Below are 26,987 nucleotides of genomic sequence, written 5' to 3' on the forward strand. Positions count from 1 at the left end.
CATGACGGCGATCGATCCAAATCTCCGCACCACCAAGACGACCTGTCCTTATTGCGGCGTCGGCTGCGGCGTGCTGGCGACGCCCGACGGGAACGGTGGCGCGGCGATCGCGGGCGATCCTGACCACCCCGCCAATTTCGGCCGGCTGTGCTCGAAGGGCTCCGCGCTCGGCGAGACCGTCGGGCTGGAAGGGCGGCTGCTCTATCCCATGATCCGCTGCAAGGGCGTGCTGGAGCGCGTCGCCTGGAGCGATGCGCTCGATCATGTCGCACATCGCATGCAGCACATCGTGGCACGCGACGGCGCGGACGCAGTCGCGTTCTATCTGTCCGGCCAGCTGCTGACCGAGGACTATTACGTCGCCAACAAGCTGATGAAGGGGTTTGTCGGCACCGCCAACGTCGATACCAATTCGCGGCTCTGCATGTCATCCTCGGTCGCCGGCCATCGCCGCGCCTTTGGCGCCGACACCGTGCCCGGCTGCTACGAGGATCTCGACCAGGCCGATCTGCTCGTCTTCGTCGGCTCGAACGCGGCCTGGTGCCATCCGGTGCTGTTCCAGCGCATGCTGAAGAACAGGCAGGAGCGCGGGGCCCGCATGATCGTGATCGATCCGCGCCGCACCGACACCGCCACCGACGTCGACCTGTTCCTCGGCCTCAGGCCCGGAACTGACACCGCGCTGTTCTCCGGCCTGTTCGTACATCTCGCCGACAACGGCGTGCTGGACCAGGATTACATCGCGCAGAACACGTCCGGCTTCGACGATGCGCTGGCGCGCGCGCGCAGCATCGCCGGCAGCATCACCGCGACCGCGCTCGCCACGGGCCTCTCCGAGCCGGACGTCGCCACCTTCTTCAAGATGTTCCGCGACATCGAGAAGGTCGTCACGCTCTATTCGCAAGGCGTCAACCAGTCGGCGCAGGGCACCGACAAGGTCAACGCCATCCTGAACTGCCATCTTGCCACGGGCCGCATCGGCAAGCCGGGTGCTTCGCCGTTCTCGCTGACCGGCCAGCCCAACGCGATGGGCGGCCGCGAGGTCGGCGGCCTCGCCAATATGCTGGCCGCGCATATGGGCTTCACGCCGCCCGACATCGACCGCGTCAGACGGTTCTGGAAGGCGCCGCGCATCGCGACCCATGAAGGCTTGAAGGCGGTGCAGCTGTTCGAGGCCATCAACCGCGGCGAGGTCAAGGCGCTCTGGGTGATGGGCACCAACCCCGCGGTATCGTTGCCCGATGCCGACATGGTGTGCGATGCCCTGAAGAAGCTCGAGCTGTTCGTGGTGTCCGAGAATGTGCTCTCCAACGACACCGTCGAGGCCGGCCCGCACGTGCTGCTGCCGGCGCTGGCCTGGGGCGAGAAATCGGGCACGGTGACCAATTCCGAGCGGCGCATCTCGCGCCAGCGTGCGTTCCTGCCGGCGCCGGGCGAGGCGCGTCCGGATTGGTGGATCCTGAGCGAGACCGCAAAGCGCCTCGGCTTCGGCGACAGCTTCAATTACAAATCGGCCGCCGACATCTTCCGCGAGCACGCCGCGCTCTCGGCCTTCGAGAACAATGGCAGCCGCGATTTCGACATCGGCGCGCTGACCTCGCTGTCGGACGAAGCCTTCGATGGTCTGCAGCCGGTGCAGTGGCCGGTGCGCGAAGGCGGGATGCCCGGCGAGCGCTTCTTCGCGCAAGGCGGCTTCTTCACCAATGACGGCAAGGGCCGCTTCATTGCGCCGGAGGTGCCGGTGCTGCGCGGCGAGACCGGCCCGTCGCGTCCCTTAAGGCTCAACACCGGGCGCATCCGCGACCAGTGGCACACCATGACGCGCACCGGCCTGAGCCAGCGGCTGGGCGCGCATCTGCCCGAGCCGTTCGTCGAGATCCATCCCGACGACGCCGGCAAATATGGCCTCGCCCATGACGGCTATGCCCGCATCACCACCGATTACGGCCAGTGCATCCTGAAGGTCGTCGTCAGTGAGCGGCAACAGCGCGGCACCCTGTTCGTGCCGATCCATTGGAGCGCGATGAACGCCTCGCACGGCCGCGTCGGGGCGATGGTAGCACCGTTCACCGATCCGTTCTCGGGACAGCCGGAAGCCAAGGCGACGCCGGCCGCGATCGCGCCTTACGAATTCGTCTTCCGCGGTTTCGCATTGTCGCGCAAGCCGCTCGATCTGCCGCAAAACCTGTTGTGGACCCGCGTCACCGTCAGCGGCGGCTTCGGCTATCTTTTCGCCGACAATGCGGATCTTGCCCGCTGGCCGGCCTGGCTCGAGAGCGTCGCCGGCGAGGACGTTGCCGAATATCGCGATTTCGGCGGCGGGGTTTTTCGCGCGGCTTCGTTCGCAGGCGATCGCATCGAGACCTGCCTGTTCGTCGGCCCGGCGCACGATGCCGGCGACTGGGAGGTGGTGAAGAGCCTGTTCGTGGCCGATCAGGTCACTGACGAGCAGCGCCGCATGCTGCTGTCGGGCAAGTCCGGCGAAGGCGCGGCCTCGACCGGTCCCATCGTCTGCGCCTGCTTCGGCGTCGGCCGCGGCACCATCTGCGACAGCATCGCGAGCGGCGCGCGCACCGCCGCCGAAATCGGTGCCAAGCTCAAGGCCGGCACCAATTGCGGCTCCTGCATCCCCGAGCTGAAACGATTGATCGCGACGACGGAGGTCGTGCCGGCGAAGCAGGCGAAGGTCGCAAGCGCGGCGGGATAGGGCTGGCTCTCTCCGTCGTCATTGCGAGCGTAGCGAAGCAATCCAGAGTCTTGCCGCGAAGATAGTCCGGATTGCTTCGCTGCGCTCGCAATGACGGCTTGGACACAGGTGTGTGCTAACGCTGCGATCTCGTGCCCCGGACGCAGCGCAGCGTCTCCCCGGCGATGCGAAGCATCGTCCGGTGCGACGGTGCGCTGCAGAGCCGGGGTCCATCCAACAGCGGAGTGTTTGGCTTTTCTGGGTCCCGGCTCTGCGCAGCAGCGTTTCACGCTGCAGCTCGTCCGGGACATGAGAGCGACGTGGACGCAGCCATGCCGCCCGCGCCAATCGACGCGCCCTCGATTGTGCCCTATGCTGCCGCGGCTTCTTCCCCAGCACCCATAACAACAATGATGTACTTGGAAACGCCGCCGCGCCTGATCGAGACCAGGCTGTTCTCGGCAATGCCCGACAAATTTCGCCGCAAGGGCGTGCGAACCGATTGGGCCGATGCCAACCGGCCGAATATCCCGACCGACAGTTTCATCGAGGGGCCATCCTTCGACAAGGACGGCCATCTCTACATCGTCGACATTCCGTTCGGCCGCATCTTCCGGATTGCGCCCGACGGTGACTGGTCGCTCGTGATTGAATATGAGGGCTGGCCGAACGGGCTGAAGATTGCATCCGACGGACGGATCCTGATCGCCGACTATAGGCACGGCATCATGGAGCTCGATGCAACGGCCGGGCGCATCAAGCCCATCCTGACCGGGCGCAATTCGGAATCGTTTCGCGGCTGCAACGATCTGCATCTCGCCGCCAACGGCGACATCTATTTCACCGACCAGGGCCAGACCGGCCTGCACGATCCAAGCGGGCGGGTTTATCGGCTGGCATCGAACGGCCGCCTCGATTGCCTGCTCGACACCGGCATCAGTCCGAACGGGCTGGTGCTCGACCCGACCGAAACCGTGCTGTTCGTCGCGATGACGCGCGACAACGCGGTGTGGCGGCTGCCGTTCATGAAGAACGGCAGCGTGTCCAAGGTCGGGCGCTTCTGCTCGCTGTTCGGCACCAGCGGCCCTGATGGGATGACCATGGATGCGAAGGGCCGCCTGTTCGTCGGCCACGCCTCGCTCGGGCACGTGTTCGTGTTCGCGCCGAACGGCGAGTTGATCGCGCGGATCAAGTCGTGCGCGGGACCGAATTGCACGAATGTCGCGATCGGTGGCGAAAACAAAGATCGGCTCTATATCACGGAGTCCTCGACCGGCAGCGTGCTGGTGGCCGATATCGGCGGGCTCGAAAGCATCTGAAGGAATAGACATGAACACGAAGCCCTTCGGCAAGACCGGCGCCAACGTCTCCGTGATCGGGCAGGGCACCTGGTATCTGGACCACGGCGACCGCAAGCGCGCGATCGCGGCGCTTCAGCGCGGGCTCGATCTCGGCATGACCCACATCGACACCGCCGAGATGTATGGCGATGCCGAGCTCGTCATTGCGGATGCGATCGCAGGCCGGCGCGATGAGGTGTTCCTCGTCTCGAAAGTGCTGCCGAGCAATGCCTCGCGCCGCGGCACCATCACCGCCTGCGAGCGCTCGCTGAAGCGGCTGAAGACCGATCGGCTCGACTGTTATCTCTTGCACTGGCGCGGCTCCTATCCCCTGGAGGACACCGTCGCTGCGTTCGAAGAGCTGGTGCAATCAGGCAAGATCAAATCCTGGGGCGTCTCCAATTTCGATGCCGACGATCTCGACGAGATTCTCGACGTCTCCGGCGAGGGCCGGATCGCCTGTAACCAGGTGCTCTATCATCTGAAAGAACGTGCGATCGAGCATGCGGTGATCCCGTGGTGCGAACGGCACAATGTCGCCGTCGTCGCCTACTCGCCGTTCGGCCACGACGATTTCCCGTTGAGCAGCAGCAAGGGCGGCGCCGTGCTGGCGCGCATCGCGGAGGCGCATCGTGCGACGCCGCGTCAGGTCGCGCTGAGCTTCCTGACCCGTGCGACTACGGTGTTCGCGATTCCGAAGGCCTCGTCCGCGGAACATGCCGGCGAAAATGCGGCGGCAGGCGATCTGGAGCTGACGAAAGACGAGGTTGCCGCGCTCGATGCAGCGTTTCCGCGCGGACCGAAGCCGCGCGGCTTGCCCATGCTGTAGTGCACAACGGGCAATATTAACGGAGCATTGACGCGCGCGGCGGCCCGCGCATATCGGCATCCTGTTTTCGGAAGTTGTGAACGCGGGGCATTTGTCGTTTTTTACGGCTGTTCTCGATTCGCATTTTGCCCGGGTTCCAGCCGTGACACCGCCGCCCGCCGCAGCCGCAAGGCTCGACGTTATTCCCATGCCTGTGCCGGAGAAGAAGCAGCAGGCTCGCCGCGCGCCTGCGCGCGTCGATCATCCCTTCAAGGGCATCGCGCTGATCCTGCTCTCGACGGTGTTTCTCGGCTGCTCCGACGTCACTGCGAAATATCTCTCGACCAGCCTGCCCTCGATCGAGATCACCTGGATCCGGTTCCTCACCTTCACGCTGCTGTTCACGCCGGTAATGCTGCCCGCCTCGCCGTTCTATGCGATGCGCACCAAGCGTCCCGGCCTGCACGTGATGCGCGGGGCGGCACTGCTTGGCTCCTCGCTGTTCTTCATCACGGGCCTCGGCTTCCTGCCGATCGCGGAGGCCTCCGCCACCGGCTTCGTCGCGCCGCTGTTCGTCACGGCGCTCTCGATCGTGTTCCTCGGCGAGAAGGTCGGCATGCGCCGCTGGCTCGCCACCGCGCTCGGCCTGATCGGCGTGCTGATCATCCTGCGCCCGGGCACCAGCGCGTTTCACCCCGCCGCTGTCTTTCCGTTGGTCTCGGCGGCGTGCTGGGCCGGCACGCTGATCTTGACGCGCATGATGAGCGGACGGGAAGCCGTCGTCACCACCATGGCGTATTCTTCGCTCACCGGCCTTGCCATCCTCACCGCAATCGTGCCGTTCGTCTGGGTGACGCCGTCCTGGACCGCGATCGCGCTCGGCATCTTCATCGGCGTCGCTTCGACCGCGGGCCAGTGGATCGTCGTGCTGGCCTATCGCTACGGCGATGCCTCCGTGCTGGCGCCGTTCTCCTACTCGCAATTGCTGTGGGTCAGCATTCTCGGCTTCTTCATCTTTGGCGAGGTCCCGAGCATCTGGACCATCGTCGGTGCGGCCTTCATCGTCGCCAGCGGCCTCTACATCGCCCATCGCGAGCGCGTCCGCCGCGCTCAGCTCTTGGTGCTGGAAGAGCGCTCTCCGAACGCCTGACGCAAGTTCGCGGGTTCCGCGTCGTGCTATCAATGGCTCCAACGATTAGGGAGGAGCCGGATGCGCGCCGCGATTTTCAGGAACGGTGAGATTGTCGTTGGCCGGATGGCCGAGCCGACGCCGGGCCCCGGCCAGGTTCTGGTCAAGACGCTCGCCTGCGGCATCTGCGGCTCCGACCTGCATGCGCGCCAGCACGCCCACCGCATGGTGGAGATGGCGACGAAGACCGGGCGAAAGTCCATGGACCTCGGCCGCGACGTCGTGTTCGGCCACGAGTTCTGCTGCGAGGTCGTCGATTATGGCCCGGGCACATCGCGCAAGCTGAAGCCGGGCACGCACGTTTGTTCGCTGCCCGCGCTGGTGACGCCACAGGGCATCGAAGGGATCGGCTATTCCAACGACAATGTCGGCGGCTATGCCGAGGCGATGCTGCTGAGCGAAGCGCTGCTGCTCGAAGTCCCCAATGGTCTCGCGCCGGAGCATGCCGCGCTCACCGAGCCGCTGGCGGTCGGCGTTCATGCCGTCGCCAAAGCCAATATCCGTGGCGGCGAGGTGCCGCTGGTGATCGGCTGCGGTCCCGTCGGGCTCGCGGTGATCGCCGCGCTGAAGCTCAAGCGGCTGCATCCGATTGTCGCGGCCGACTATTCGCCGGCGCGGCGCGCGCTCGCCGCCAAGCTCGGTGCCGACATCGTCGTCGACCCCCGGGTGTCGCAGCCTTACGCGACCTGGGCCGAGCACGCGCAGATGTCGGAGGCCGAGAAGGCGGCGCGGCCGCCGTTCCAGGCCATGCTGCCGGCGTTGAAGCCCGCGGTCATCTTCGAATGCGTCGGCGTGCCCGGCCTGTTGCAGCAGGTGTTCGAGGGTGCTCCGCGCGATGCGCGCATCGTCGTGGTCGGTGTCTGCATGGAGAGCGACAGAAGCGAGCCCATGCTCGGCATCATGAAGGAGCTCAACGTCCAATACGTGCTCGGCTACACGCCGGAGGAGTTTGCAGGCTCGCTGCGCCTGATCGCGGAAGGGCAGGTGGATGCGGCTGCGATGGTCACCGCCGAAGTCGGCCTCGACGGCGTCGCAAAGGCCTTCGCCGATCTCGCCAATCCCGAAGCCCACACCAAGATCATCGTGCAGCCGTGGCGGTGACGCTTTTGTAGGGTGGGCAAAGGCGCGGAGCGCCGTGCCCACCATGCATCCGCGTGCGTGGTGATGGTGGGCACGCTACGCTTTGCCCACCCTACCAGGCCGGAGCTTGCGGCTACACCGGCAGCGCGATCGAGTACTTCACCTGGCTGAGCGCGAAGCTCGACTCGATCGAGGCGATGCCGTCGAGGCGGGTCAGCTTGGTCTTCAGGAACGTCTCGTAGGAGGCGAGGTCGGCGGCGACGACGCGGAGCAGATAATCGCGGTTGCCGGTCATCAGATAGCATTCCAGCACCTCGTCCCATTTCGAGATCGCGCGCGCGAAGCGGTTGAGGTCCTCCTCCTTCTGCCGCGCCAGCTTGATCGAGATGAACACGCTGACATGCAGTCCCAACGCCTTCTGGTCGACGGTTGCGACATAGCGCGAGATGACGCCGCGCTCCTCCAGGAGCTTGACCCGGCGGTGGCAGGGCGACACCGAGAGTCCGACCTTGTCGGCGAGCTCCTGCATGGTCAGGCGGCTGTCGTTCTGAAGGTGGCTGAGGATCTTGCGGTCGATGGCGTCGAGCTCGGGCATTGGGATGGAACCTGCTTCTGGTCGGCTATGTTGGTAAAATATCCCAATATCGGCGGGTATGGCGCGAAAAATTGAGAAGTTTGACGCGGCCCGCAGGCGTATGATCGGTGCATATTTCCCGGAGCATCGCCATGCCCGTTGACCCCGCCCGTCTCGACACCCTGACTGCTCTCAGCCGCAAGGCGCTGTGGCTGTCGTCCTGGACCATCCACCACGCCAACCACATCCGCCCCAACGCGGACGGCCTCAAGGTCGGCGGCCACCAGGCCTCGTCCGCCTCGCTCGCCACCATCATGTCGGCGCTGTACTTCCACGTGCTGCGTCCCGAGGACCGCGTCGCGGTGAAGCCGCATGCGAGCCCGGTGTTCCACGCCATCCAGTACCTGTTCGGCCGGCAGAGCCGCGAGAAGCTGGAGAACTTTCGCGGCTTCAAGGGCGCGCAGTCCTATCCCTCGCGCACCAAGGATGTCGACGACGTCGATTTCTCCACCGGCTCGGTCGGCCTCGGCGTCGCACAGACGCTGTTCTCTTCGCTGGTGCAGGATTACGTCAAGGCGCATGGCTGGATGAAGGATCGCCGCGAGGGACGGATGATCGCGCTCGTCGGCGATGCCGAGATGGACGAGGGCAACATCTTCGAGGCGCTCGCGGAGGGCTGGAAGCACGGCCTGCGCAACACCTGGTGGGTGGTCGACTACAACAGGCAGTCGCTCGATGCCGTCGTGCGCGAAGGTCTCTGGGAAAAGTTCGAGACCATGTTCCGCAATTTCGGCTGGGACGTCGTCATCGTGAAATACGGCCGGCTGATGCGCGAGGCGTTCGCGGAGCCCGGCGGCGAGGCCTTGAAGCGTTGGATCGACAATTGCCCGAACGCGCTCTATGCGGCGCTCTGCTTCCAGGGCGGCGCGGCCTTCCGCAAACATCTGCATGACGAGATCGGCGACCAGGGCCCGATCACGAAACTGATCGACAAGCGCAGTGACGAGGAGCTTCTGGCGCTGATGTCGAACCTCGGCGGCCACGACATGGCGAGCATGCTGGAGGCGTTCGATTCCATCGATCACGACCGCCCCGTCTGCTTCATCGCCTACACCATCAAGGGCGTCGGCCTGCCCTTCCAGGGTCACAAGGACAACCACGCCGGCCTGATGACGGTCGCGCAGATGGAGAAATACCGCGACAGCCAGAACATCCGTCCCGGCCATGAATGGGACAAGTTCGAAGGCCTGTCGCAGGATGCCGCCGAGCTCGAGGCCTTCCTCGCGCGGGTGCCGTTCAACCAGGATGGTCGCCGGCTCACGGCGCCCGTCGTCGAGGTGCCGCAACAGCTCGCGTTCAAGCCGTCGCCGCAGATGTCGACCCAGCAGGGCTTTGGCCTCGTGCTGAACGAGATCGCGCGCAGCGACAGCGAACTCGCAAAACGCATCGTCACGACCTCGCCCGACGTCACCGTCTCGACCAATCTCGGCCCCTGGGTCAACCGCCGCGGCCTGTTCGCGCGAGCCGAGAAGGCGGACTTATTCCGCAGCGAGAAAATTCCCTCGACCTACAATTGGGATGCTTCGCCGAAGGGTCAGCACCTCGAGCTCGGCATTGCCGAGATGAACCTGTTCATCATGCTCTCGGCGCTCGGCCTGTCGCACCAGATCAACGGCGAGCGGCTCTTGCCGGTCGGCACGCTCTACGATCCCTTCATCGAGCGCGGGCTCGATGCGCTGAACTATGCCTGCTACCAGGACGCGCGCTTCATGGTGGCGGCGACGCCGTCCGGCCTCACGCTCGCGCCCGAGGGCGGGGCGCATCAGTCGATCGCAACGCCCTTGATCGGCATGGCGCAGGATGGGCTCGCCTCGTTCGAGCCGGCCTTCGTCGACGAGCTCGCCGTGATCATGGCTTACGGTTTCGAGCACATGCAGCGCGATCCGGGCGAGGGCGGCTCGGTCTATTTGCGGCTCTCGACGCGCGCCATCGAGCAGGCGCAGCGGATCATGACGGGCGAGCTGCGACAGGGCATCACCGATGGCGCCTATTGGCTGCGCAAGCCGGGGCCGAACGCCGAGGTCGTGATCGCCTATACCGGCGCGGTCGCGCCCGAAGCGATCGAGGCGACCGGCTTCATCGGCGAGAGCCGCCGCGACGTCGGCCTGCTCGCGATTACCTCGGCCGACCGCCTCCATGCGGGGTGGACCGCGGCGCGAAAATTGCGGCGCGACCGCCGCGGCGTGCAGCATCTCAGCCACATCGAAAAGCTGCTGGCGCCGCTGCCGCGCGACTGCGGCATCGTGACCGTGATCGACGGCCATCCCGCCGCGCTCGGCTGGCTCGGCAGCGTTCGCGGCCACCGTGTCGAGGCGCTCGGTGTCGAGCAGTTCGGCCAGACCGGCAGCATCGCGGACCTTTATCGGCACTACGGCATCGACGCCAACGCCATCATCGATGCGGCCGAAAGCCTCACCACCGGCGCGCCGGTGCTGCATCGGAAGATGGCGGTGTAGCGGAGGTAACTGCCTCGTCATTCCGGGGCGACGCGCAGCGTCGAGCCCGGAATCCATAACCACGATCGGGAGTATGGATTCTCAGGTGCGCAATTGCGCACCGTAGCCTGCGCCAAAAGGCGCGTCCCGGAATGACATCCGAGGGAGCCTTGCCACGTTCCCGCCATCGGCTCATATAACCTCCATCCGCCGCAACGCTGGTCCCGCATATGGCGGGTTCAATTGCCGGCGCTTTCGTGCAAGGATGCCTGCCGAAACGCCCCCTCCAAGCCCCCAAGAAGAGGTTAACGATGGTCAATCGCATGCAATTCTACATCGACGGCGCCTGGGTCGATCCCGCCGTCAAGAAGTCCACCGCCGTGATCAATCCGGCGACGGAAGAGGCGATGTACGAGGTTGCGCTGGGCTCCAAGGCCGACGTGGACAAGGCGGTTGCCGCCGCCAAGCGCGCCTTCGCGACGTTCTCCCAGACCAGCCGCGAGGAGCGCGTCGCGCTGCTCAGCAAAGTGATCGAGGTCTATAAGGGCCGCCTCAAGGAGATCGGCGCTGCCGTCTCCGACGAGATGGGCGCGCCGCTGCCGATGGCGGAGAAGCTGCAGGCCGGCGCCGGCCTCGGCCATCTCATGACCACGCTCGACGTGCTCAAGAACTATCATTTCGAGGAGCCGGTCGGCACCGCCATGGTGCTGCGCGAGCCGATCGGCGTGGTCGGCATGATCACGCCCTGGAACTGGCCACTGAACCAGATCGCGTGCAAGGTCGCGCCCGCGCTCGCCGCCGGCTGCACCATGATCCTGAAGCCCAGCGAGTTCACGCCGACCTCGGCGCTGATCTTCGCGGAGATCCTCCATGACGCCGGCGTGCCCAAGGGCGTGTTCAACCTCGTCAACGGCCTCGGCCCCGAGGTCGGCGCCGCCATGAGCGAGCACCCTGATATCGACATGATCTCCTTCACCGGCTCGACCCGTGCCGGCATCGACGTTGCGAAGCGCGCAGCGCCCACCGTGAAGCGCGTCAGCCAGGAACTCGGCGGCAAGTCGCCGAACGTCATCCTCGAAGGCGCCGACCTCACCAAGGCGGTGACCGGCGGCGTGATGCACATGTTCAACAATTCCGGCCAGTCCTGCAACGCGCCCTCGCGCATGATCGTGCCGCTGTCCAAGATGAAGGAAGTCGCCGCGATCGCGAAGGCCGTGGCCGACAAGACCAAGGCGGGCGATCCGCGCGGCGAAGGCACCACCATCGGCCCGGTGGTCAATCGTGGCCAGTGGGACAAGATCCAGGGCCTGATCAAGAAGGGCATCGACGAGGGCGCAACGCTGGTCGCTGGCGGCCCGGGCCTGCCCGAAGGCGTCAACAAGGGCTTCTATGTTCGTCCGACTATCTTCGCCGACGTCACCCCTGACATGACGATCGCGCGCGAGGAGATCTTCGGGCCGGTGCTGACCATCATCGGCGCCAAGGACGAAGCCGACGCGGTCAAGATCGCCAACGATACGCCGTATGGCCTCGCCGGCTACGTTACGGGCCCGACGGTCGAGGACGCCAAGCGCGTCGGCCGCCAGATCCGCGCCGGCAACGTCAACCTGCAGGGCGTGCCCAACGACCGCACCGCGCCGTTCGGCGGCTACAAGCAGTCCGGCAACGGCCGCGAATGGGGCAAGTTCGGCCTCGAGGACTTCCTCGAAGTGAAGGCGGTTGCGGGCTTCAACGCGGCGTAAGCTTTAGAGCGATCAAGCCAAACGCCGGAGCGGGAAACCGCCCCGGCGTTTTTTCGTTTGGTCATTGCGAGCGAAGCGAAGCAATCCAGAATCCTTCCGCGGAGACAGTCTGGATTGCTTCGCTTCGCTCGCAATGACGCAGGAGAGATCTCGTAGGGTGGGCAAAGGAGCGTAAGCGACATGCCCACGATCGCGCGACGAGCAAGAAATGGTGGGCACGCTTTCGCTTTGCCCACCCTACTACGAGGCCATTCCTTGCGGCGACATTATCCCCCGACCGCCCCCTGCGTGTTCACATACAGCGCATAGATCGACTGGCTCGCGGCCATGAACAGGCGGTTGCGCTTGACGCCGCCGAAGCAGACGTTGGCGCAGCGCTCGGGCAGGGCGATGCGGCCGATCATGACGCCGTCGGGGGCGAACACCACCACGCCGTCGAGCTCGGGATCGCCCATACCCCAGCCGCACCAGAGATTGCCGTCGATGTCGCAGCGCATGCCGTCGGGCGTGCCCGGCCCGGCATCGATATGGATACGCTTGTTCGAGAGCGTGGTGCCCTCGGGCGAGACGTCATAGGCGAGGATCTTGCGGTTCGGCACACCGCGCGATTCCACGACATAGAGGATCTTCTCGTCCGGGGAAAAGCACAGCCCGTTCGGCCCGAGCACGCCCTCGGCCACGATGGTCGCCTTGCCGGTCTCGGGATCGAGCCTGTAGACGTTGGGCTCGATCTCGGGCTCGGCCTTGTAGCCCTCGTAATTGCCGAGCAGGCCGAAGGTCGGGTCGGTGAACCAGATCGAGCCGTCCGATTTAACAACGACATCGTTCGGCGAGTTCAACCGCTTGCCGTTGAATTGATCCATCAGCACGGTGATGCTGCCGTCATATTCGGTGCGCACCACGCGCCGGCCGCCGTGCTCGCAGGTGACGAGCCGGCCCTGCCGGTCGCGCGTGTTGCCGTTGGCAAAATTCGAGGGCTTGCGGAACACGCTGACCGCGCCGGTCTCTTCCTCCCATTTGAGGATGCGCTGGTTCGGGATGTCGCTGCACAGCAGATAGCGCCCGTCACCGAACCAGACCGGCCCCTCGGCCCAACGCAGGCCGGTCGCCAGCCGCTCCACCGCCGACAGCTTCAGCCAGTATTTTTCGAAGCGGGGATCGAGTGCACGGATCGCCGGATCGGGATAATAGCTCGCCGGCCGCCAACCTGGCCGCTCCTCGGTGTGGGACGATGCCTCATTCATGCCGGTTCTCTCGTTTCGTTCCCTCTGGACAATCCTGCTATCATTAGAGACACGTGACCGCAAATTCGGTCACTAACGGTGAGGGACAACATGCCGCGTATTTTGATGACGGGAGCTTCGGGCGGAATCGGCACGAGCCTGCGGAAACTGCTGCCGCCGATTTATCCGGATCTCCTGCTCTCCGACATCAAGCCACCGGCCGATCTCGGCACCAACGAGCAGTTCAAGGCCGCGGACCTCGCCGACCTCGCGCAATGCGAGGCGATCTGCGAGGGCGTCGACGGCATCCTGCATTTCGGCGGCTATTCGGTCGAAGGCACCTGGGATCAGATCCTCCAGGCCAACATCATCGGCGGCTACAATCTGTTCGAGGCGGCGTACCGCAAGGGCGTCAAGCGCTTGGTGTTCGCCTCGTCGAACCACGCCGTCGGCTTCTATCCGCGCCACCACAAGATCGGCACCGACGTCACCCCGCGTCCCGACGGCCGCTACGGCGTCAGCAAGGTGTTCGGCGAGGCCGTCGGTGCGCTCTATGCCGACAAGCACGGATTGAAGGTCACGTGCCTGCGCATCGGCAATTTCGGCGACATGCCGCTCGACCAGCGCCGGCTCTCGATCTGGCTCAAGCCCGACGACCTCGTGCAGCTCTGCCGCATCGGGCTCGAGCATCCCGACATCCATTTCGAGATCTTCTACGGCGCCTCCTTCAACGAGCGCGCCTGGTGGGACAACCACCGCGCCTACGAATTCGGCTATCGCCCCACGGGCCGCGCCGAAGATTTCCGCGAGCACGCCATGGCCGAGCAGGCCAAGCTGAAGCCGGATCCGGTCGGCGATTATTTCCAGGGCGGCACGTTCTGCAGCATGGAGTTCGACGCCGATCGGAGCCGGGTCATCGATTGGAATAAGCGCTAGGGAGCGTGCGACATGGCGAGAGCGGCCGAAGCTCTGCTTGGCCGCTCAAACCGTACGTTCGCGCCGGATCAGAACAGGCCCGGGATCAACATAGCCACCTTCTCCCTGTAGTGCCGGTACTGATCTCCGAACAGAGTGACCAGGTCGCGCTCCTCCAACCAGATGCCGACGAAGATGTAGGCCGTCGTCACCATCGCGAACAGCAGGTGCCCGAGCGTCATGGTGGGCGTCGACCAGAACGCGATGATGAAGCCGAGATAGATCGGATGCCGGACCAGGCGGTAGAGTCCCGGCGTCCTGAACTTCATCGGCTCGGCGAGCTTACCTGCAAAGTGGCTGACGACTTGCGTCAGTCCGAACAATTCGAAATGGCTGATCAGGAACGTGCTGTACAGCACGATGAGCCAGCCGGCGAAGCTGCCGGCGACCGCGGCGTAGGCTGCCATAGGTGTCTCCATCTCCCAAACGATGGCGGTGATGGGACGCCATTGCCAGAACAGCAGGATCAGGCTCAGGCTTGCCAGCAGCACATAGGTGCTGCGCTCGAGTGCAGGCGAGGCGAAGGCGGCGAACAGCTTCTTGAAGCCCTGGCGAGCCATGCCGCTGTGCTGGACGGCAAAAAGTGACATCAGCGCGAGGTCGATCATCAGCGCCTGTCCGATCGAGCCCGCCGCGCCGCCGTCGATCGTCTTGGGCACAACGAACTGCGTCATGAAGCCGACGGCGTAGAGAAAGGTCCCGAAGAAGATCAGATAGGCGAGGACGCCGTAGCCGAGCACGAAGCTTCGTGCCGCGAACGAGCTTGCCGTCTGAGTAGTTCCGCTTTGCATGGTGATGGACATGATAGATCTTCCAGTTCAGGGGTGAGGGACTGAAGCGGCTGTTTCAACGGGCGGTGGTCACCGCCGCCTTCGTCACGTTGCAAAGGCTGTTGGAACCGTTGCGGCCTTGCATTTGCCTGGGCTTTTCTGGACCGTTGCGCCGCCGCTCACGCCTTCGGGTCGATGGTCGCCGAGCGTCGTTGCAGCCGAAGCCAGAACGAGCGACGTCATGACGGCACCGACCGTCCCGATCGCCAGCGCAGCGGTTCTGGACTTGAAATTTCCGAGCCTGAAAGTCTTGAAATCGGAGGCCTTGGCTTCGGAAACGTCGGATGGGAAGAAAGAATTCATGACTATTTCCTCGAGTTGAAATTGTCGCGGGGAATGCAAATCTTCCGACGGTGACTCGGGTCTCGAACGGTGTCGTCACCGTTGGTCATGGTCGCCGCAACCCTTCGCGAACTGCATTGCGGCCTTCTCGCGGTTCGCCAGCATGCTGGCGACAGACCGATTGATGAGCCGGCGAAGGCGCAGCAGGATGCCGGCGAGATATCGCCGCGAGGGGCTCAGCGCGGGCGGCGCCTGAGACTGAATGGACATTTCTCATCCCTTCACGGAAGCACGAGTTGAGGACGCCGCCCGCGCTGATCTGCTATTCGGCGGCGGCCGTCTGCGGGGTGGGATCGCCGCGAACGACGACGGTCGTGGCGACCTTGTAGAATTCCTCGCCCGGCATGCCGACGCGCCGTGCATGCTCGCGGATCGACTCCCCGTCGCGGGCTTCATAGATACAGAAGGTGCCGATGCGGCCGTCGGCCTCATGGACCACATAGCTGCGGATCCAGCGAACGCGATCGGACATCTGCTCGTTGCCGATCCGCGCGGACTTCGCGCCTGCGGCTTCCAGTTCGCTCAGGTTTGCCCAGGCGCTTGGACGGCGAATGACATAGAGTTCCATAAGGCGTCTCCTCAGGGTTGATGCTGCTGCCAGTCGGTCGTCGTGACCGAAGGCCATGAGGAGCTATAGGCGTCGCCGGCGCTGATCGTCCTGACCAGGGCCTGATCATTGCCTGATCCTTGTCTGAACCTTTTCCGTCTCTCCCGGACATAACGATATGACCCTCAGGTTTGGACCCTTCGAACTCGACGAAGCGGGCCGCGCGCTTATTCATGCGCAGCGGGAAGTCGCGTTGCAGCCGCGCGTGTTCGATCTGCTGGTCTACCTGACGCGTAACCGGGACCGGGTCGTCACCAAGGAAGAACTGCTCGATACCCTCTGGCCTGACGTAACCGTCACCGACAACTCCTTGCAGCGGGCGGTGAGCATGCTGCGTGGCGTGCTGCGCAAGGGTGGCATGGATGGCGCCATCCGGAACATGCCGGGCAGGGGATATCGTTTCTGCATCGACGGCGGATCGGAGCTACGGGTTGCCGCTCCCGAGACGACGGACAAGCAAGTCCCGGACGTGGGGGCGCGAGCGCAGCGCGCCGCTGCCGTGCAAGCCTGGGACGAAGCCGCAGCGCTGTTCGAGGCGGCCGATACGATCCAACCGCTCGATGGCGCCGACTTGCACCAATGGGCGCTGGCCTTGCAGTGCACCGGCAAGGCCGATGCGGCGCTGCCTATCCTGGCTCGCGCGGTCTCCGCCCACACCAAGGCCGGCAACGTGTCGCTGGCCGTCATCGATGCAGTCACACTCTCCTGCTTGCACTTCGAGCGCGGCCAGGCGGCGATTGCCAAGGGGTGGCTGGCGCGGGCGGAGGATTGGGCCTCCGAGATCGAGGATCCCGCCACGACTGCGCTGACTCTCTGGATGAAATCGAAGGTCGCCGCGTTCGACGGCGAGCCTGAACAGGCACTTTCGCTTGCCGATGCCGCGTACAGCACGGTCCGGCACAGGGACGCTGTTGGCATCGAGGCGCTGAGTCTGGCTTATCGCGGGTTCTACCGGCTGTGTCTCGGCGATACGCGCGCAGGACTGGCGGATCAGGACCTCGCCGCTACGATGGCGCTCTCCAGCGGCGATATCGACCCGATCGTCGGAGGCATCCTCTACTGCAACATCCTGTGGGCGGCGCGGATGTTCGGAGATTGGGCGAGGGCCGACCAGTGGACGCTCGGCTATCAGAAATATTGCACCGAGAGCGGGATGGAATTGACCGGCTCCTGTCAGCTTCATCGGTCAGAAGTCCTTGGCGTCAGGGGCTCGCTTGGCGAGGCCTTGTCGCGCATTCAGGATTCGCTGGCACGGCTGACCAGCGACGCGCCATGGGCGATCGGCGATGCGAATCGCGTGCTGGCAGACGTCCAGGCTGCGATCGGCAATGACGATGCCGCGCTCGAAGCTTACGAAAAGGCCTATGCCCTCGGCTGGTGCCCGGAGCCCGGCCACGCCATGCTTTTGCTGGAACGTGGCGAGGCTGAAGCCGCCTACACCAGTCTCGAACGCAGCTTGATCGGAAAGACCTGGTGGACCCTGCAGCGCCGAGGAATCCTGTTCGCGCATCTGGCGCTCGCCGCCGCGCATACAGGCCGCCATGAGCAGGCCCTGGAGCTGATCGAAGAGCTTTCCGGAAGCCCGGACCGATGGCCGATGCCTTCGATCCGGGCATTGACGAACGAAGCGCAGTCGGTTCTCGCCAATGTGCGCGACGAGTACGACTCTGCGCTGCGGCATCTGCACCTGGCCCGGCAGCTATGGTCGAGCATCGACGGGCGAGTGCAGGCGGTCAGGCTGAGACTCCGTATCGCGAAGCTGCAATTGGCGCATGATGACGTTCGAGGCGCTTCAGCGGAAATTCACGCAGCCCAGCTGGCGGCCGGCGAACTGGGTTCGCGGAAGTTCGAGGCTGCATGCGCCGCTTTGCGACGCGAGGTCGATACGCGAACGCGAGGACGTGCTGCTTAAGGACGGTCCGTGCTCCGTACCTCGCCTGTCATCGCAGAGGTGTTGCACGTCATTTTGCAACGCGCGCTTCCTGTTTCCTGGTCACATGCCAGAGCACCACGTGGTAATGCGGCACGTCCACGCCGGGGTGACCCGCGTTGAAGTAGAGACTGACGTGGTCAACTGGTGCTGCGGATCCCGCTCCCTCCCATGATTTGTGATCGTCGATGTCCTTGTTCGGGACCATGTACACGGTCGCCACCAGACGATCCCTGCGATCGAAGCACAGGAACGGCCCCAGCGGCAACGTGTCGGGCTTCACGAAAATGATGCCGAGGCCCGGAAAGAACTTCGGGAAATTCACGAGATCGCTGACCCGCTTGTATCCGTTTTTCTCGGCGACCTTCCGCTGATTGGGCGGCGAACGAACGATGTCGCGCTTCCTGTGCGCCTTGGTGCTTCGGTCAGGGGCTGTCCTGATGCGCTCGGTCGTGCCGGCCGGCGGCGCGTTGGGCGGTGCGAGTGTCTGCGGCGTCGGTGGAAAGAGGGGCGCGAATTGGGCTGCAGAGTGCCGCACGTCGGCGATCAAGGCGAGCAACGCAACCAAGGCTGCGCTCACAAGCGCGTTGCGCATCGACACCTCCCGACATTTGACTGCCAAATCTTGCTCACTTATCCGGATTGCGTTCTCGCCAGCGCAGGAACTCCCGGAATAAATCTTCCCGGTCGGGTGGATTGGCGGTCGGCTTTCCTTCGAGGAATCTGCCGAACGCCTTGCGAAGAGCGGCCTCGCCGCCGGATTGCTGCTGGAGCCAGCGCTCTGCCGGCCGAAATCGTCGCCATCCGGGGAGCTGCGCGGCCAGGTTCACCTCGCGCCATTTGGGGTGATGTGCGCCAGCTAGGAATTCAGGAAAGCGCGTGAACAATGTCTGGACGAAGAATTCCAGCAACCGAAACCGCTCGCTGCCACTCGGCCAGTTGTAGGCGAAGAGAGCGGATTTGATCGCGATCGTGTCGACGCTTGCTTCGGCGGCGATCACATTTGGGTAGTCCTTATGGCGGAGCGTCGATGGCAGATAATCTTGTTGCAGCAGCTCCTTGAGGTAGGGGATTGGCAGGAGGTGAATATTGTCGAGTTGCGACACCTGCGCCAGGAAGCTGACCGGTTTTCCTGAAACCAGCAGAGCGGCGGAGAGATCTCCCTTCCTCAGACCATCCAGCGCGGCCTCCGGTCCCAAGTTCGACTCGCTGATCTTGATGCCCAGACGGTTCAACACTTCGCGGCCGAGGATGGCGCCGGCACTGCCGTCCTCTCCGAGATTGACCCTCTTTCCCGAAAGTTCCGCCAGGCTTCCGATCTCCGGCCGCGCAAGGAGGTGGAACTCTTCGATATGGAGCGGTGCAATGTAGGTCAGTCTGTCTGAAATGTCCCCGAAGGTCCTTGTCTCCCGGAGGCGGTCGACCAGAACGACGGGCGCGATCGCCACGTCGGCACCTGCGAGGGTGAGCACATCGAGAACGTTACGGATACCGCCGTTTCCCACTATCGGCAGGACCCGTAATGCGACTTGGCCCCGAGGGCCGGTCTCTTGGCCGCCGGCGAGCGTGGTCGCAATGTCCTGAGCGAGCGCGAATTCAGTGCATTGCGGCGTACCGGTCACGAAGCCCACCGTATAGGGGTCCGCAGATCGCCCGGTCTCCTTCCTGGGGGTGCCTTCCTTTCTTGGAGACACTTTCGTGGCTTCGCTCGGAGAAGCCGACAGTCGCTGTTGCGCGAAACAAACCTGGACCTGCCCGCCAAAGTAGGCCGCTGCAATCAATGCGATGAACAAACCGGCCCGCATCGCTCCGCAGACCCTCATTGTTCAACCTGCTCGGTCAGCTCTCGCGTGGGACGTGACATGCCCCGAGAGGCTGCCACCGCGCGAAGCAAGGCCGAAGCAAATGCTTGGCGTTCCAACGCGGCCAGGACAGTGCCGTTCCGTGATGCCTGAAGCTGAAGTTTGTCGAGGCGCCCGGCCTCGCCTGCAATCCATTGGTGTGCCAAGCGGTGATCTAAGCCGGAAAGTGCGACGCTATCGCCCGGGCTTATTGACAATCGAGGAGCGCGCTGTACCACGATGGTAAGCCAAAAGGAGCGGCATGATGACGAGTGGCTTGCGCAAGGGTCTGACGAGTTATGGCGATGCCGGCTTCTCGCTGTTCCTGCGCAAGGCATTCATCAAGGCCATGGGCTATTCCGACGACGCGCTGGAGCGCCCGATCGTCGGCATCACCAATACCTATAGCGACTACAATCCCTGCCACGGCAACGTCCCGCAGATCATCGAAGCCGCCAAGCGCGGCGTGATGCTGTCGGGTGCAATGCCGTTCGTGTTCCCGACTATCTCGATCGCGGAGAGCTTTGCCCATCCGACCTCGATGTACCTGCGCAATCTGATGGCGATGGACACCGAGGAGATGATCCGCGCTCAGCCGATGGATGCGGTGATCGTGATCGGCGGCTGCGACAAGACGCTGCCGGCGCAGGTGATGGCGGCAATCAGCGCCGACCTGCCGACCGTGGTCATTCCTGTCGGCCCGATGGTGGTCGGTCATCACAAGGGCGAGGTGCTGGGGGCCTGCACCGACTGCCGCCGGCTCTGGGCCAAGTATCGCGCCGGCGACATGGACGATGCCGAGATCGAGGCGGTGAATGGCCGCCTCGCGCCGTCGGTCGGCACCTGCATGGTGATGGGGACGGCCTCGACCATGGCGTGCATGATCGAAGCCATGGGCCTGTCGCTGCCGATGAGCGCGACGATTCCCGCGCCGCATGCCGAGCGCTTCCGTCTGGCCGAGGCCAGCGGCAAGGTCGCCGCAGAGATGGCCAAGGCCAAGGGACCAAAGCCGAGCGAAGTGTTGACGCCGGCCTCGTTCAAGAACGCGCAGGTCGTGCTGCAGGCGATCGGCGGCTCGACCAATGGCCTGATCCATCTGACCGCGATGGCGCATCGCTCGCCGCACCGGCTCGATCTCGCGGCGTTCGACCAGATCGGCCGTGAGGTGCCGGTGCTGGTCGACCTCAAGCCATCTGGCGAGCACTATATGGAGCACTTCCACCACGCCGGCGGCGTGCCCAAGCTGCTGGCGCAGCTCGGCGATCTCATCGATCTCGACGCCAGGACGATCAGCGGCCAGACGTTGCGCGAGATCGCGGCGAATGCGGAGGACGTGCCCGGCCAGGATGCCATCCGCCCGCGCGACAATCCGATCAAGACAGAGGGCGGCCTCGCCATCCTGCACGGCAATCTCGCCCCGCGCGGTGCGGTCATCAAGCAATCGGCCGCGAGCCCGACGCTGCTGCAGCACACCGGGCGCGCCGTCGTGTTCGAGTCCGTCGAGGACATGACCTTGCGGGTCGACGATCCCGATCTCGACGTCACCGCCGATGACGTGCTGGTGCTGCGCAATGCCGGCCCGAAGGGCGCACCCGGCATGCCGGAAGCCGGCTATCTGCCGATCCCGAAGAAGCTCGCACGCGGCGGCACCAAGGACATGGTGCGTATCTCGGATGCGCGCATGAGCGGCACCGCGTTCGGCACCATCGTGCTGCACATCACCCCGGAATCCGCCGTCGGCGGGCCGCTGGCGCTGGTTGAGAACGGCGACATGATCCGTCTCGACGTGACCAAACGCAGCATCGAGCTCTTGGTCGACGCCGCCGAGCTCGACCGCCGCCGTGCTGCGTTGAAGCCGGCCGCAGCGCCGGAGCAAGCACGGCGCGGCTACGCCTGGCTGTTCAACGAGACCATCCTGCAGGCCGACGAGGGCTGCGATTTCGATTTCATGCAGAGGACGGGTCCCGCGAAGGTCTGAGCCGCCGCGCTACTTGCCCTTGCTCGTGAACTTCTTCACGGCGGTGCGGAAGTCTTCCGTGTTCATCGCCATGATGATCTTGTGCTCCTCGGCATCGAGCTGCTGCTTCACCGGCGTGGTCGCAGCCTGATAGACCAGCTGCTTGGTGCCGGCGATCGAAGCCGGCGGGTTCTGCGCGAGACGCTCGGCAAGCTGTCGCGTTGCCGCCTTCAGCTCGGTTGCGGGAACGGTCTTGGCGACCAGGCCCCATTCATAGGCCTGCTGCGCGGTAAAATTGTCTTCGGCGAGAAAGATCTGCAGCGCGCGGCGCGATCCGACCGTGCCGACGATGCCGACCGTCGAGCCGCCGTCGGGCGACACGCCGATCTTGGCATAGGCCGGCGTGAATTTGGCATCGTCCGCGGCGATGCAGAGATCGGTGACGAAGGCGAGGCCCATGCCGGCGCCGGCGGCCGAGCCGTGCACGCTCGACAGCGAGATCTTCGGCATCCGCCTGACGACCTCGATGAAGGCGTGATAGTGCTTCAGGAGCTCGCCGACGACGGGCGTCACCGTGCCGGCTTCGGCGGCGGCCCCGATCGTCTGCAGATCGCCGCCGGCGCAGAACGCGCGGCCTTCGCCTTCGAGCACGACGACGCGGATGTCGTCGGCGCCCTCGAGATAGGCCGCGAGCTGCTCGAGCTTCTGCGCTATCGCAAGGTTGATCGCGTTGAATGCGGCAGGGCGGTTCAGCGTGATGGTCGCGATCGGGCCGTCGATCCGCAGCAGAGCGGGATCGTCGGGCTTTGAGACGGGAGCGGTCATCTGGAATTCTCCGGCAGGAGGTCGAGGCTCGAACTAAATCGCAGAAGGGCAGGGGTGACAATCCCCGGCTGCCGCTCTTGCGCCGGGCGGAACGATAGGCTCAAATGGGGCTGCTTTCGCCAAGGGACGGACACGAGCGCCGGCTCCTCGCAAGGCCAGCAACCAAAATCAGCGAGAGAGGAGGCGGCATGGGTCACGCTCGTGTCTTCCGGAAATGGGCTGTCCGATGACTGGCCCGGTGATCATCGTCGGTGCCGGCCATGGCGGCTACCAGGTCGCGGCATCGCTGCGCCAGGCCGGCTTTTCCGAGCGCATCTGCCTGATCAACGACGAGGCGCATCTGCCCTATCAGCGGCCGCCGCTGTCCAAGGCCTACATCAAGGGCTCCGCGGGTCCGGAGAGCCTGATGTTCCGGCCTGAGAAGTTTTACCAGGACCAGACCATCGAGCTGATCGCCGGCCGCGCCACCTCGATCGACCGTGCCGCGCGCAAGGTGCATCTTGCCTCGGGCGGGATGCTGGATTACGGCCACCTCGTGCTGGCGACCGGCGCGCGCAATCGGCTGCTCGATCTGCCCAACGCCAACCTGCCCGACGTGAAATACTTACGCATCCTCGACGACAGCGAGGCGCTGCGCGCGATCATGCCGTCGAAGACGCGCGCCGTGATCATCGGCGCCGGCTTCATCGGCCTTGAGTTTGCCGCGACCGCCCGCATCAAGGGCCTCGAGGTCGACGTGCTCGAGCTCGCCCCGCGCGTGATGGCGCGGGCGGTGACGGCGGAGGTCTCGGAATATTTTCAGGACCGCCACCGCGAGGCCGGCATCCGCATCCATCTCGGCGTGCAGGCGACCTCCATCGAAGCGGAGGGCGGCAAGGTCACCGGCGTCTCCTTGAGCGACGGGCGGCATCTGCCGGCCGACCTCATCGTGGTCGGCGTCGGCGTGCTGCCGAACATCGAGCTCGCGGCCGAGGCGGGGCTGCCGGTCGCGGCCGGCATCGTCGTCGACGAATATCTCTCGACGGCTGATCCCAACATCTCCGCGATCGGCGATTGCGCGCTGTTCGCAAGCCCGCGCTTCGGCGGCTCGCTGCGGCTGGAATCGGTGCAGAACGCCACCGATCACGCCCGCTGCCTCGCAGCAAAGCTGACCGGCGACAAGAAACCGTACGACAGCCATCCCTGGTTCTGGAGCGACCAGGGCGATGACAAGCTCCAGATCGCGGGGCTGACCACCGGCTACGACCGCGTCGTGCTGCGTGGCGATCCTGCCAAGAAGGCCTTTTCGGCCTTCTGCTATCATGGCGACAAGCTGCTCGGCATCGAATCGATCAACCGCGCCGGCGATCACATGTTTGGCCGGAGATTGCAGGCCATGAACCGCTCGATCACGCCGGAGCAGGCCGCCGACGAAAGCTTCGACCTCAAGAGCGCGCTGGCGTGATCTTTCTTCTCCCTCTCCCCGTTCTTACGGGGAGAGGGTCGGGGTGAGGGGCCTATCCGCAGATGAGATGATCGCGAGACCTGTACCCCCTCACCCGGATTGCATCTGCGATGCAATCCGACCTCTCCCCGCAAGCGGGGCGAGGTGAAGAAAGCGCAGCGCCTATAAAACCGCCGCCACTTCCCCGGCCGTCGGCATCGACGGCCCGGCGCCCATCCGCTGCACGCTGATCGAGGCGGCGGCGTTGGCGAACGTCAGCGCCTCGCGCAAGGGCGCACCCTCAGCCAGCTGCGCTGCCAGCGCGCCGACAAAGCAGTCGCCGGCGCCTGTGGTGTCGACCGCCTTCACCACACGGCCGGCCACCGCAATCTCGTCGCGCCCGGCGAGCGCCAGCACGCCGCGCTTGCCGAGCGTGACGCAGATGGTCTGGTCCTCGCGCGCCTGAAGCTGTCGCGCGACTTCGGTGATGCGGGCGGCCGCGTCGCTCTCGGAGAGCTCGCTGCCGGCGAGGAAGCCGAGCTCGGTCTCGTTCAGCACGAGGATGTCGACCAGCGCCAGCAGCTCGCCCGGCATCTTCTGCGCCGGCGCCGGGTTCAGCACGGTGACTGCCCCCGCCGCGCGGGCGCGGTGGAAGAATGCGGCGATGGTCGGCAGCGGAATCTCGAACTGGCTGACCGCGACGTCGCCCTTCAGCAGCGGCACGACGCTGACGTCATCAGCGCCGACCAGCCCGTTCGCCCCGGGAACGACGACGATGGTGTTGTCGGCCTCGGCCACTGCGATGATGGCCGTCCCGGTGTGCGTCTCCGCCGTCTCCACGACGTAGCCGAGATCGATGCCCTGCTCGCCGAGAAAGGCCTTCAGCTCGGCGCCGAACGAATCCCTACCCAGCCGGCCGATCAGCGTGGTCCGCGCCCCTAAACGTGACGCCGCCACCGCCTGGTTCGCGCCCTTGCCGCCCGGAAAATACAGGACCTGGCGGCCGGCGACGGTCTCACCGATTCGTGGATGGCGATCGGCGGTCGCCACCACATCCATGTTGATGCTGCCGGCGACGAAGACGCGCCCCATCTTGTTCTAGACCCTGACCTCGAACTCGTGCCGAACCTTCGCGATGTCCACCAGAGTCGGCAAGCCGGCCTCGTTGCCGAGGCGCTGGATCTTGAAGGTCGAGGCGGCGCGGGCAAAATCGAAATGCTCGCGCCAGCTTTTGCCGGGATGGGCGAGGTAGGAATAGACATAGGCGCCGTGGAAGACGTCGCCGGCGCCGTTGGTGTCGATCACGCGCTCGCGCGGGATCGGCATCGCCGGCATTACCTGCACCGTCCCGGTTTCGTCGTACCAGAACAGGCCCTTCTCGCCCATGGTGACGCCGCCGATCTTGCAGCCGCGGCTCTTGAGATAGTCGAGCATCTTCTCCGGCGTCAAATCCATCTGCTCGCACAGGCGCTCGGCGACGATGGCGACGTCGATGAATTCCAGCAGCTCATGGGTGTTGGTGCGCAGGCCGCCGCCGTCGAGCGAGGTCAGGATGCCGGCCTCGCGGCACACCTTGGCATAGTGGATCGCCGCGTCCGGTTGGTGGCCGTCGACATGCAGCGCGCGACAGCCGCCGAGATTGAGCATCGGAAAGGGATGGATGTGCTCGTCGTCGCGGCAGCGGACGATGGCGCGCTTGCCGTCCTTGGGCATGATGAAGGAGAGCGAGGACTGGTTGACCTTGCGCCCATGCAGCGAGATGCCGTACTTCGCGCACATGTCCTGGAACATGCGCCCGAGCCAGTCATTGGCTGCGGTCGCGATCAGGTCCGGCACGATGCCGAGCTTGGCACAGCAGAACGCCGCGGTCACCGCGTTGCCGCCGAAGGAGACCGCGTAGTCACGCGCCACGTGCTTCTCGTCGCCGGTCGGCATGTGGTCGGTGATGAAGACGACGTCGATATAGGTCTGTCCGATGAAGAGAGCCTGCATTGCTTGTCCGTGATGCGCTTGTGGTCCCGGCGGGCGGGATGACTGTAGCACCGGTTCCGCTCCGGAGGGACGCTGAAATTATTCGCAAAACTGCCGCCCGAAGCGCTTGAGGTCAGCATGGTCCGGGAATACGACCATCACCGGCCAATGCCAAGCCCGGACAAACGCCGTCTTTCGCTTCCGGGGGTTCCAGGTCCATCAAAAGGGTGCAGAATGATCACCGGGCTCGATCACATCGTCGTTCTGGTGGGCGATATCGGTGCGGCCAGCGCGGCCTATCAGACGCTGCTCGCCCGCGCGCCGGCCTGGCAGAACTCGGGCGAGGGCGCCGACCGGGTGCTGTTCACCCTCGAAAACATGACCATTGAACTGATGGCCCCTCACGGCTTCAGCGTCACCGCCGACCGCATGCGCGCACTGCTCGGCGACCAGGAGGGCGTGCTCGCCAGCCTGTGCTTTCGTGTCGCAGACATCGGCAAGATGCACCGCCGGCTGGAGCGGGTGGCCCTGAGGCCGGACCCGGTCGCCGAGGTCGAAAGCAGCGACGCCGTTACGGACGCCGTGCTGCACTGGAAGCGCACGCGGGCCGCGACGGAGCTGACGCGCGGCGTCCGAATGTTCTTCCTGGAGCTGGCCGACGAGCGGCCGAAGTCGGTCGCGACCGACATCGCGCCGATCGAGGGGCTCGACCACGTCGTCGTCACCACGGAGGATTCCGAGCGCGCCGCCGCGCTCTACGGCGCCCGGCTTGGCCTTGATCTCGCGCTCGACCGCTCGCACCAGGATTGGGGCCAGCTGATGTTCTTCCGCTGCGGCGACCTCATCGTCGAGGTGGTGCGCCGCCCGGTCGCGGGTGGCGATGCCACGCATGACCGGCTCTGGGGCCTGAGCTGGCGCGTCGCCGACATCGACGCCACCCGCGCCCGCCTGATCGCTGCCGGACTCGACGTCTCCGAGGTGCGCACCGGCCGCAAGCCGGGCACGCGCATCATGACGGTGCGCAATGGCACCTGCGGAATTCAGACCGTGCTTCTGGAGCGCGCGCCGAAGCCGGTGGATTGAGGGACTCCGGTATTGGCTGCTCGATGAGAAGACGTGGGCACGGCGCAAGTGCGCCTTTGCCCACCC

23 protein-coding genes are annotated in these 26,987 nt (G+C 65.1%); 12 read left to right on the forward strand and 11 right to left on the reverse strand.

The window, feature by feature from the left end; translation table 11 throughout:
* The first annotated feature begins 1 nt into the window (after position 1).
* From DCG74_RS16220 to DCG74_RS16240, 5 genes are all read left to right on the forward strand, one after another.
* Positions 2-2,707, forward strand: coding sequence for a nitrate reductase (locus DCG74_RS16220; RefSeq protein WP_172783965.1), 2,706 nt, complete (start codon positions 2-4; stop codon positions 2,705-2,707).
* Between the two features lie 392 nt (positions 2,708-3,099).
* The gene (locus DCG74_RS16225; RefSeq protein WP_172784616.1) at positions 3,100-4,005 is read left to right on the forward strand and encodes an SMP-30/gluconolactonase/LRE family protein; all 906 of its coding nucleotides are present in this window, start codon (positions 3,100-3,102) and stop codon (positions 4,003-4,005) included.
* Between the two features lie 10 nt (positions 4,006-4,015).
* Positions 4,016-4,855 (forward strand): aldo/keto reductase, encoded by an 840-nt coding sequence (locus tag DCG74_RS16230; RefSeq protein WP_172783966.1) that lies wholly within the window; start codon positions 4,016-4,018, stop codon positions 4,853-4,855.
* Between the two features lie 187 nt (positions 4,856-5,042).
* Positions 5,043-5,984 (forward strand): DMT family transporter, encoded by a 942-nt coding sequence (locus DCG74_RS16235; protein ID WP_172784617.1) that lies wholly within the window; start codon positions 5,043-5,045, stop codon positions 5,982-5,984.
* A 60-nt stretch (positions 5,985-6,044) separates the two neighbouring features.
* Positions 6,045-7,124, forward strand: a complete 1,080-nt coding sequence (locus DCG74_RS16240) for a zinc-binding dehydrogenase (RefSeq protein ID WP_172783967.1) — start codon at positions 6,045-6,047, stop codon at positions 7,122-7,124.
* Positions 7,125-7,236: 112 nt separating this feature from the next.
* Here the strand turns inward: DCG74_RS16240 and DCG74_RS16245 are convergent, their stop codons facing one another.
* The gene (locus tag DCG74_RS16245) at positions 7,237-7,698 is read right to left on the reverse strand and encodes an Lrp/AsnC family transcriptional regulator (protein ID WP_027571162.1); all 462 of its coding nucleotides are present in this window, start codon (positions 7,696-7,698) and stop codon (positions 7,237-7,239) included.
* Between the two features lie 131 nt (positions 7,699-7,829).
* Here DCG74_RS16245 and DCG74_RS16250 point away from each other — a divergent pair, with 131 nt between their 5' ends.
* Positions 7,830-10,193 (forward strand): transketolase, encoded by a 2,364-nt coding sequence (locus DCG74_RS16250; protein WP_172783968.1) that lies wholly within the window; start codon positions 7,830-7,832, stop codon positions 10,191-10,193.
* Positions 10,194-10,483: 290 nt separating this feature from the next.
* A complete protein-coding gene (locus tag DCG74_RS16255; protein ID WP_172783969.1) occupies positions 10,484-11,914 on the forward strand; it encodes an aldehyde dehydrogenase family protein in 1,431 nt (476 codons plus the stop codon).
* 266 nt (positions 11,915-12,180) lie between these two features.
* Here the strand turns inward: DCG74_RS16255 and DCG74_RS16260 are convergent, their stop codons facing one another.
* Entirely contained in the window at positions 12,181-13,158 is a 978-nt protein-coding gene (locus DCG74_RS16260) for an SMP-30/gluconolactonase/LRE family protein (protein ID WP_172783970.1), read from the reverse strand.
* A gap of 90 nt (positions 13,159-13,248) precedes the next feature.
* On the opposite strand from DCG74_RS16260, the gene DCG74_RS16265 reads away from it, so the two are divergent.
* A complete protein-coding gene (locus DCG74_RS16265; protein WP_172783971.1) occupies positions 13,249-14,073 on the forward strand; it encodes an NAD(P)-dependent oxidoreductase in 825 nt (274 codons plus the stop codon).
* Positions 14,074-14,141: 68 nt separating this feature from the next.
* Here the strand turns inward: DCG74_RS16265 and mddA are convergent, their stop codons facing one another.
* From mddA to DCG74_RS16285, 4 genes are all read right to left on the reverse strand, one after another.
* Complete coding sequence (gene mddA, locus DCG74_RS16270) at positions 14,142-14,903, reverse strand: methanethiol S-methyltransferase (RefSeq protein ID WP_246708761.1); 762 nt, start codon at positions 14,901-14,903, stop codon at positions 14,142-14,144.
* An 84-nt stretch (positions 14,904-14,987) separates the two neighbouring features.
* On the reverse strand, positions 14,988-15,245 hold the full coding sequence (locus DCG74_RS16275) for a hypothetical protein (protein WP_172783973.1): 258 nt from the start codon (positions 15,243-15,245) through the stop codon (positions 14,988-14,990).
* A 75-nt stretch (positions 15,246-15,320) separates the two neighbouring features.
* Positions 15,321-15,494 carry a hypothetical protein gene (locus tag DCG74_RS16280; protein ID WP_172783974.1) on the reverse strand — a complete coding sequence of 58 codons (174 nt, stop codon included), beginning with the start codon at positions 15,492-15,494 and terminating at the stop codon, positions 15,321-15,323.
* Positions 15,495-15,546: 52 nt separating this feature from the next.
* The gene (locus DCG74_RS16285; protein ID WP_172783975.1) at positions 15,547-15,852 is read right to left on the reverse strand and encodes a nickel-binding protein; all 306 of its coding nucleotides are present in this window, start codon (positions 15,850-15,852) and stop codon (positions 15,547-15,549) included.
* A 157-nt stretch (positions 15,853-16,009) separates the two neighbouring features.
* On the opposite strand from DCG74_RS16285, the gene DCG74_RS16290 reads away from it, so the two are divergent.
* On the forward strand, positions 16,010-17,803 hold the full coding sequence (locus DCG74_RS16290) for a winged helix-turn-helix domain-containing protein (RefSeq protein WP_172783976.1): 1,794 nt from the start codon (positions 16,010-16,012) through the stop codon (positions 17,801-17,803).
* Positions 17,804-17,852: 49 nt separating this feature from the next.
* On the opposite strand, the gene DCG74_RS16295 is transcribed toward DCG74_RS16290, so the two are convergent.
* Together DCG74_RS16295 and DCG74_RS16300 are read right to left on the reverse strand one after the other, a co-directional pair.
* The gene (locus tag DCG74_RS16295; RefSeq protein WP_172783977.1) at positions 17,853-18,416 is read right to left on the reverse strand and encodes a hypothetical protein; all 564 of its coding nucleotides are present in this window, start codon (positions 18,414-18,416) and stop codon (positions 17,853-17,855) included.
* Positions 18,417-18,450: 34 nt separating this feature from the next.
* The gene (locus DCG74_RS16300) at positions 18,451-19,626 is read right to left on the reverse strand and encodes a TAXI family TRAP transporter solute-binding subunit (protein ID WP_172783978.1); all 1,176 of its coding nucleotides are present in this window, start codon (positions 19,624-19,626) and stop codon (positions 18,451-18,453) included.
* 301 nt (positions 19,627-19,927) lie between these two features.
* On the opposite strand from DCG74_RS16300, the gene DCG74_RS16305 reads away from it, so the two are divergent.
* Entirely contained in the window at positions 19,928-21,640 is a 1,713-nt protein-coding gene (locus DCG74_RS16305) for an IlvD/Edd family dehydratase (protein WP_172783979.1), read from the forward strand.
* Between the two features lie 9 nt (positions 21,641-21,649).
* On the opposite strand, the gene DCG74_RS16310 is transcribed toward DCG74_RS16305, so the two are convergent.
* Positions 21,650-22,444 carry an enoyl-CoA hydratase/isomerase family protein gene (locus tag DCG74_RS16310; protein WP_172783980.1) on the reverse strand — a complete coding sequence of 265 codons (795 nt, stop codon included), beginning with the start codon at positions 22,442-22,444 and terminating at the stop codon, positions 21,650-21,652.
* 226 nt (positions 22,445-22,670) lie between these two features.
* Here DCG74_RS16310 and DCG74_RS16315 point away from each other — a divergent pair, with 226 nt between their 5' ends.
* Positions 22,671-23,888: an NAD(P)/FAD-dependent oxidoreductase gene (locus tag DCG74_RS16315; protein ID WP_172783981.1), complete on the forward strand. Its 1,218-nt coding sequence runs from the start codon at positions 22,671-22,673 to the stop codon at positions 23,886-23,888.
* 162 nt (positions 23,889-24,050) lie between these two features.
* Here the strand turns inward: DCG74_RS16315 and DCG74_RS16320 are convergent, their stop codons facing one another.
* Positions 24,051-24,959 (reverse strand): ribokinase, encoded by a 909-nt coding sequence (locus DCG74_RS16320; RefSeq protein ID WP_172783982.1) that lies wholly within the window; start codon positions 24,957-24,959, stop codon positions 24,051-24,053.
* 6 nt (positions 24,960-24,965) lie between these two features.
* Complete coding sequence (locus tag DCG74_RS16325; RefSeq protein WP_157281072.1) at positions 24,966-25,859, reverse strand: sugar kinase; 894 nt, start codon at positions 25,857-25,859, stop codon at positions 24,966-24,968.
* A 213-nt stretch (positions 25,860-26,072) separates the two neighbouring features.
* On the opposite strand from DCG74_RS16325, the gene DCG74_RS16330 reads away from it, so the two are divergent.
* The gene (locus DCG74_RS16330; RefSeq protein WP_172783983.1) at positions 26,073-26,921 is read left to right on the forward strand and encodes a VOC family protein; all 849 of its coding nucleotides are present in this window, start codon (positions 26,073-26,075) and stop codon (positions 26,919-26,921) included.
* Positions 26,922-26,987 lie beyond the last annotated feature (66 nt).

Source organism: Bradyrhizobium sp. WBAH42 (assembly GCF_024585265.1).
In the GTDB taxonomy this organism is placed as follows: Bacteria; Pseudomonadota; Alphaproteobacteria; order Rhizobiales; family Xanthobacteraceae; genus Bradyrhizobium.

Excerpts from the sequence above, each read along its gene's own strand:
- DCG74_RS16220 (WP_172783965.1), top strand. The coding sequence starts at position 2 with ATGACGGCGATCGATCCAAATCTCCGCACCACCAAGACGACCTGTCCT.
- DCG74_RS16225 (WP_172784616.1), top strand. The coding sequence starts at position 3,100 with ATGTACTTGGAAACGCCGCCGCGCCTGATCGAGACCAGGCTGTTCTCG.
- DCG74_RS16230 (WP_172783966.1), top strand. The coding sequence starts at position 4,016 with ATGAACACGAAGCCCTTCGGCAAGACCGGCGCCAACGTCTCCGTGATC.
- DCG74_RS16235 (WP_172784617.1), top strand. The coding sequence starts at position 5,043 with ATGCCTGTGCCGGAGAAGAAGCAGCAGGCTCGCCGCGCGCCTGCGCGC.
- DCG74_RS16240 (WP_172783967.1), top strand. The coding sequence starts at position 6,045 with ATGCGCGCCGCGATTTTCAGGAACGGTGAGATTGTCGTTGGCCGGATG.
- DCG74_RS16245 (WP_027571162.1), bottom strand. The coding sequence starts at position 7,698 with ATGCCCGAGCTCGACGCCATCGACCGCAAGATCCTCAGCCACCTTCAG.
- DCG74_RS16250 (WP_172783968.1), top strand. The coding sequence starts at position 7,830 with ATGCCCGTTGACCCCGCCCGTCTCGACACCCTGACTGCTCTCAGCCGC.
- DCG74_RS16255 (WP_172783969.1), top strand. The coding sequence starts at position 10,484 with ATGGTCAATCGCATGCAATTCTACATCGACGGCGCCTGGGTCGATCCC.
- DCG74_RS16260 (WP_172783970.1), bottom strand. The coding sequence starts at position 13,158 with ATGAATGAGGCATCGTCCCACACCGAGGAGCGGCCAGGTTGGCGGCCG.
- DCG74_RS16265 (WP_172783971.1), top strand. The coding sequence starts at position 13,249 with ATGCCGCGTATTTTGATGACGGGAGCTTCGGGCGGAATCGGCACGAGC.
- mddA (WP_246708761.1), bottom strand. The coding sequence starts at position 14,903 with ATGCAAAGCGGAACTACTCAGACGGCAAGCTCGTTCGCGGCACGAAGC.
- DCG74_RS16275 (WP_172783973.1), bottom strand. The coding sequence starts at position 15,245 with ATGAATTCTTTCTTCCCATCCGACGTTTCCGAAGCCAAGGCCTCCGAT.
- DCG74_RS16280 (WP_172783974.1), bottom strand. The coding sequence starts at position 15,494 with ATGTCCATTCAGTCTCAGGCGCCGCCCGCGCTGAGCCCCTCGCGGCGA.
- DCG74_RS16285 (WP_172783975.1), bottom strand. The coding sequence starts at position 15,852 with ATGGAACTCTATGTCATTCGCCGTCCAAGCGCCTGGGCAAACCTGAGC.
- DCG74_RS16290 (WP_172783976.1), top strand. The coding sequence starts at position 16,010 with ATGACCCTCAGGTTTGGACCCTTCGAACTCGACGAAGCGGGCCGCGCG.
- DCG74_RS16295 (WP_172783977.1), bottom strand. The coding sequence starts at position 18,416 with ATGCGCAACGCGCTTGTGAGCGCAGCCTTGGTTGCGTTGCTCGCCTTG.
- DCG74_RS16300 (WP_172783978.1), bottom strand. The coding sequence starts at position 19,626 with ATGCGGGCCGGTTTGTTCATCGCATTGATTGCAGCGGCCTACTTTGGC.
- DCG74_RS16305 (WP_172783979.1), top strand. The coding sequence starts at position 19,928 with ATGACGAGTGGCTTGCGCAAGGGTCTGACGAGTTATGGCGATGCCGGC.
- DCG74_RS16310 (WP_172783980.1), bottom strand. The coding sequence starts at position 22,444 with ATGACCGCTCCCGTCTCAAAGCCCGACGATCCCGCTCTGCTGCGGATC.
- DCG74_RS16315 (WP_172783981.1), top strand. The coding sequence starts at position 22,671 with ATGACTGGCCCGGTGATCATCGTCGGTGCCGGCCATGGCGGCTACCAG.
- DCG74_RS16320 (WP_172783982.1), bottom strand. The coding sequence starts at position 24,959 with ATGGGGCGCGTCTTCGTCGCCGGCAGCATCAACATGGATGTGGTGGCG.
- DCG74_RS16325 (WP_157281072.1), bottom strand. The coding sequence starts at position 25,859 with ATGCAGGCTCTCTTCATCGGACAGACCTATATCGACGTCGTCTTCATC.
- DCG74_RS16330 (WP_172783983.1), top strand. The coding sequence starts at position 26,073 with ATGATCACCGGGCTCGATCACATCGTCGTTCTGGTGGGCGATATCGGT.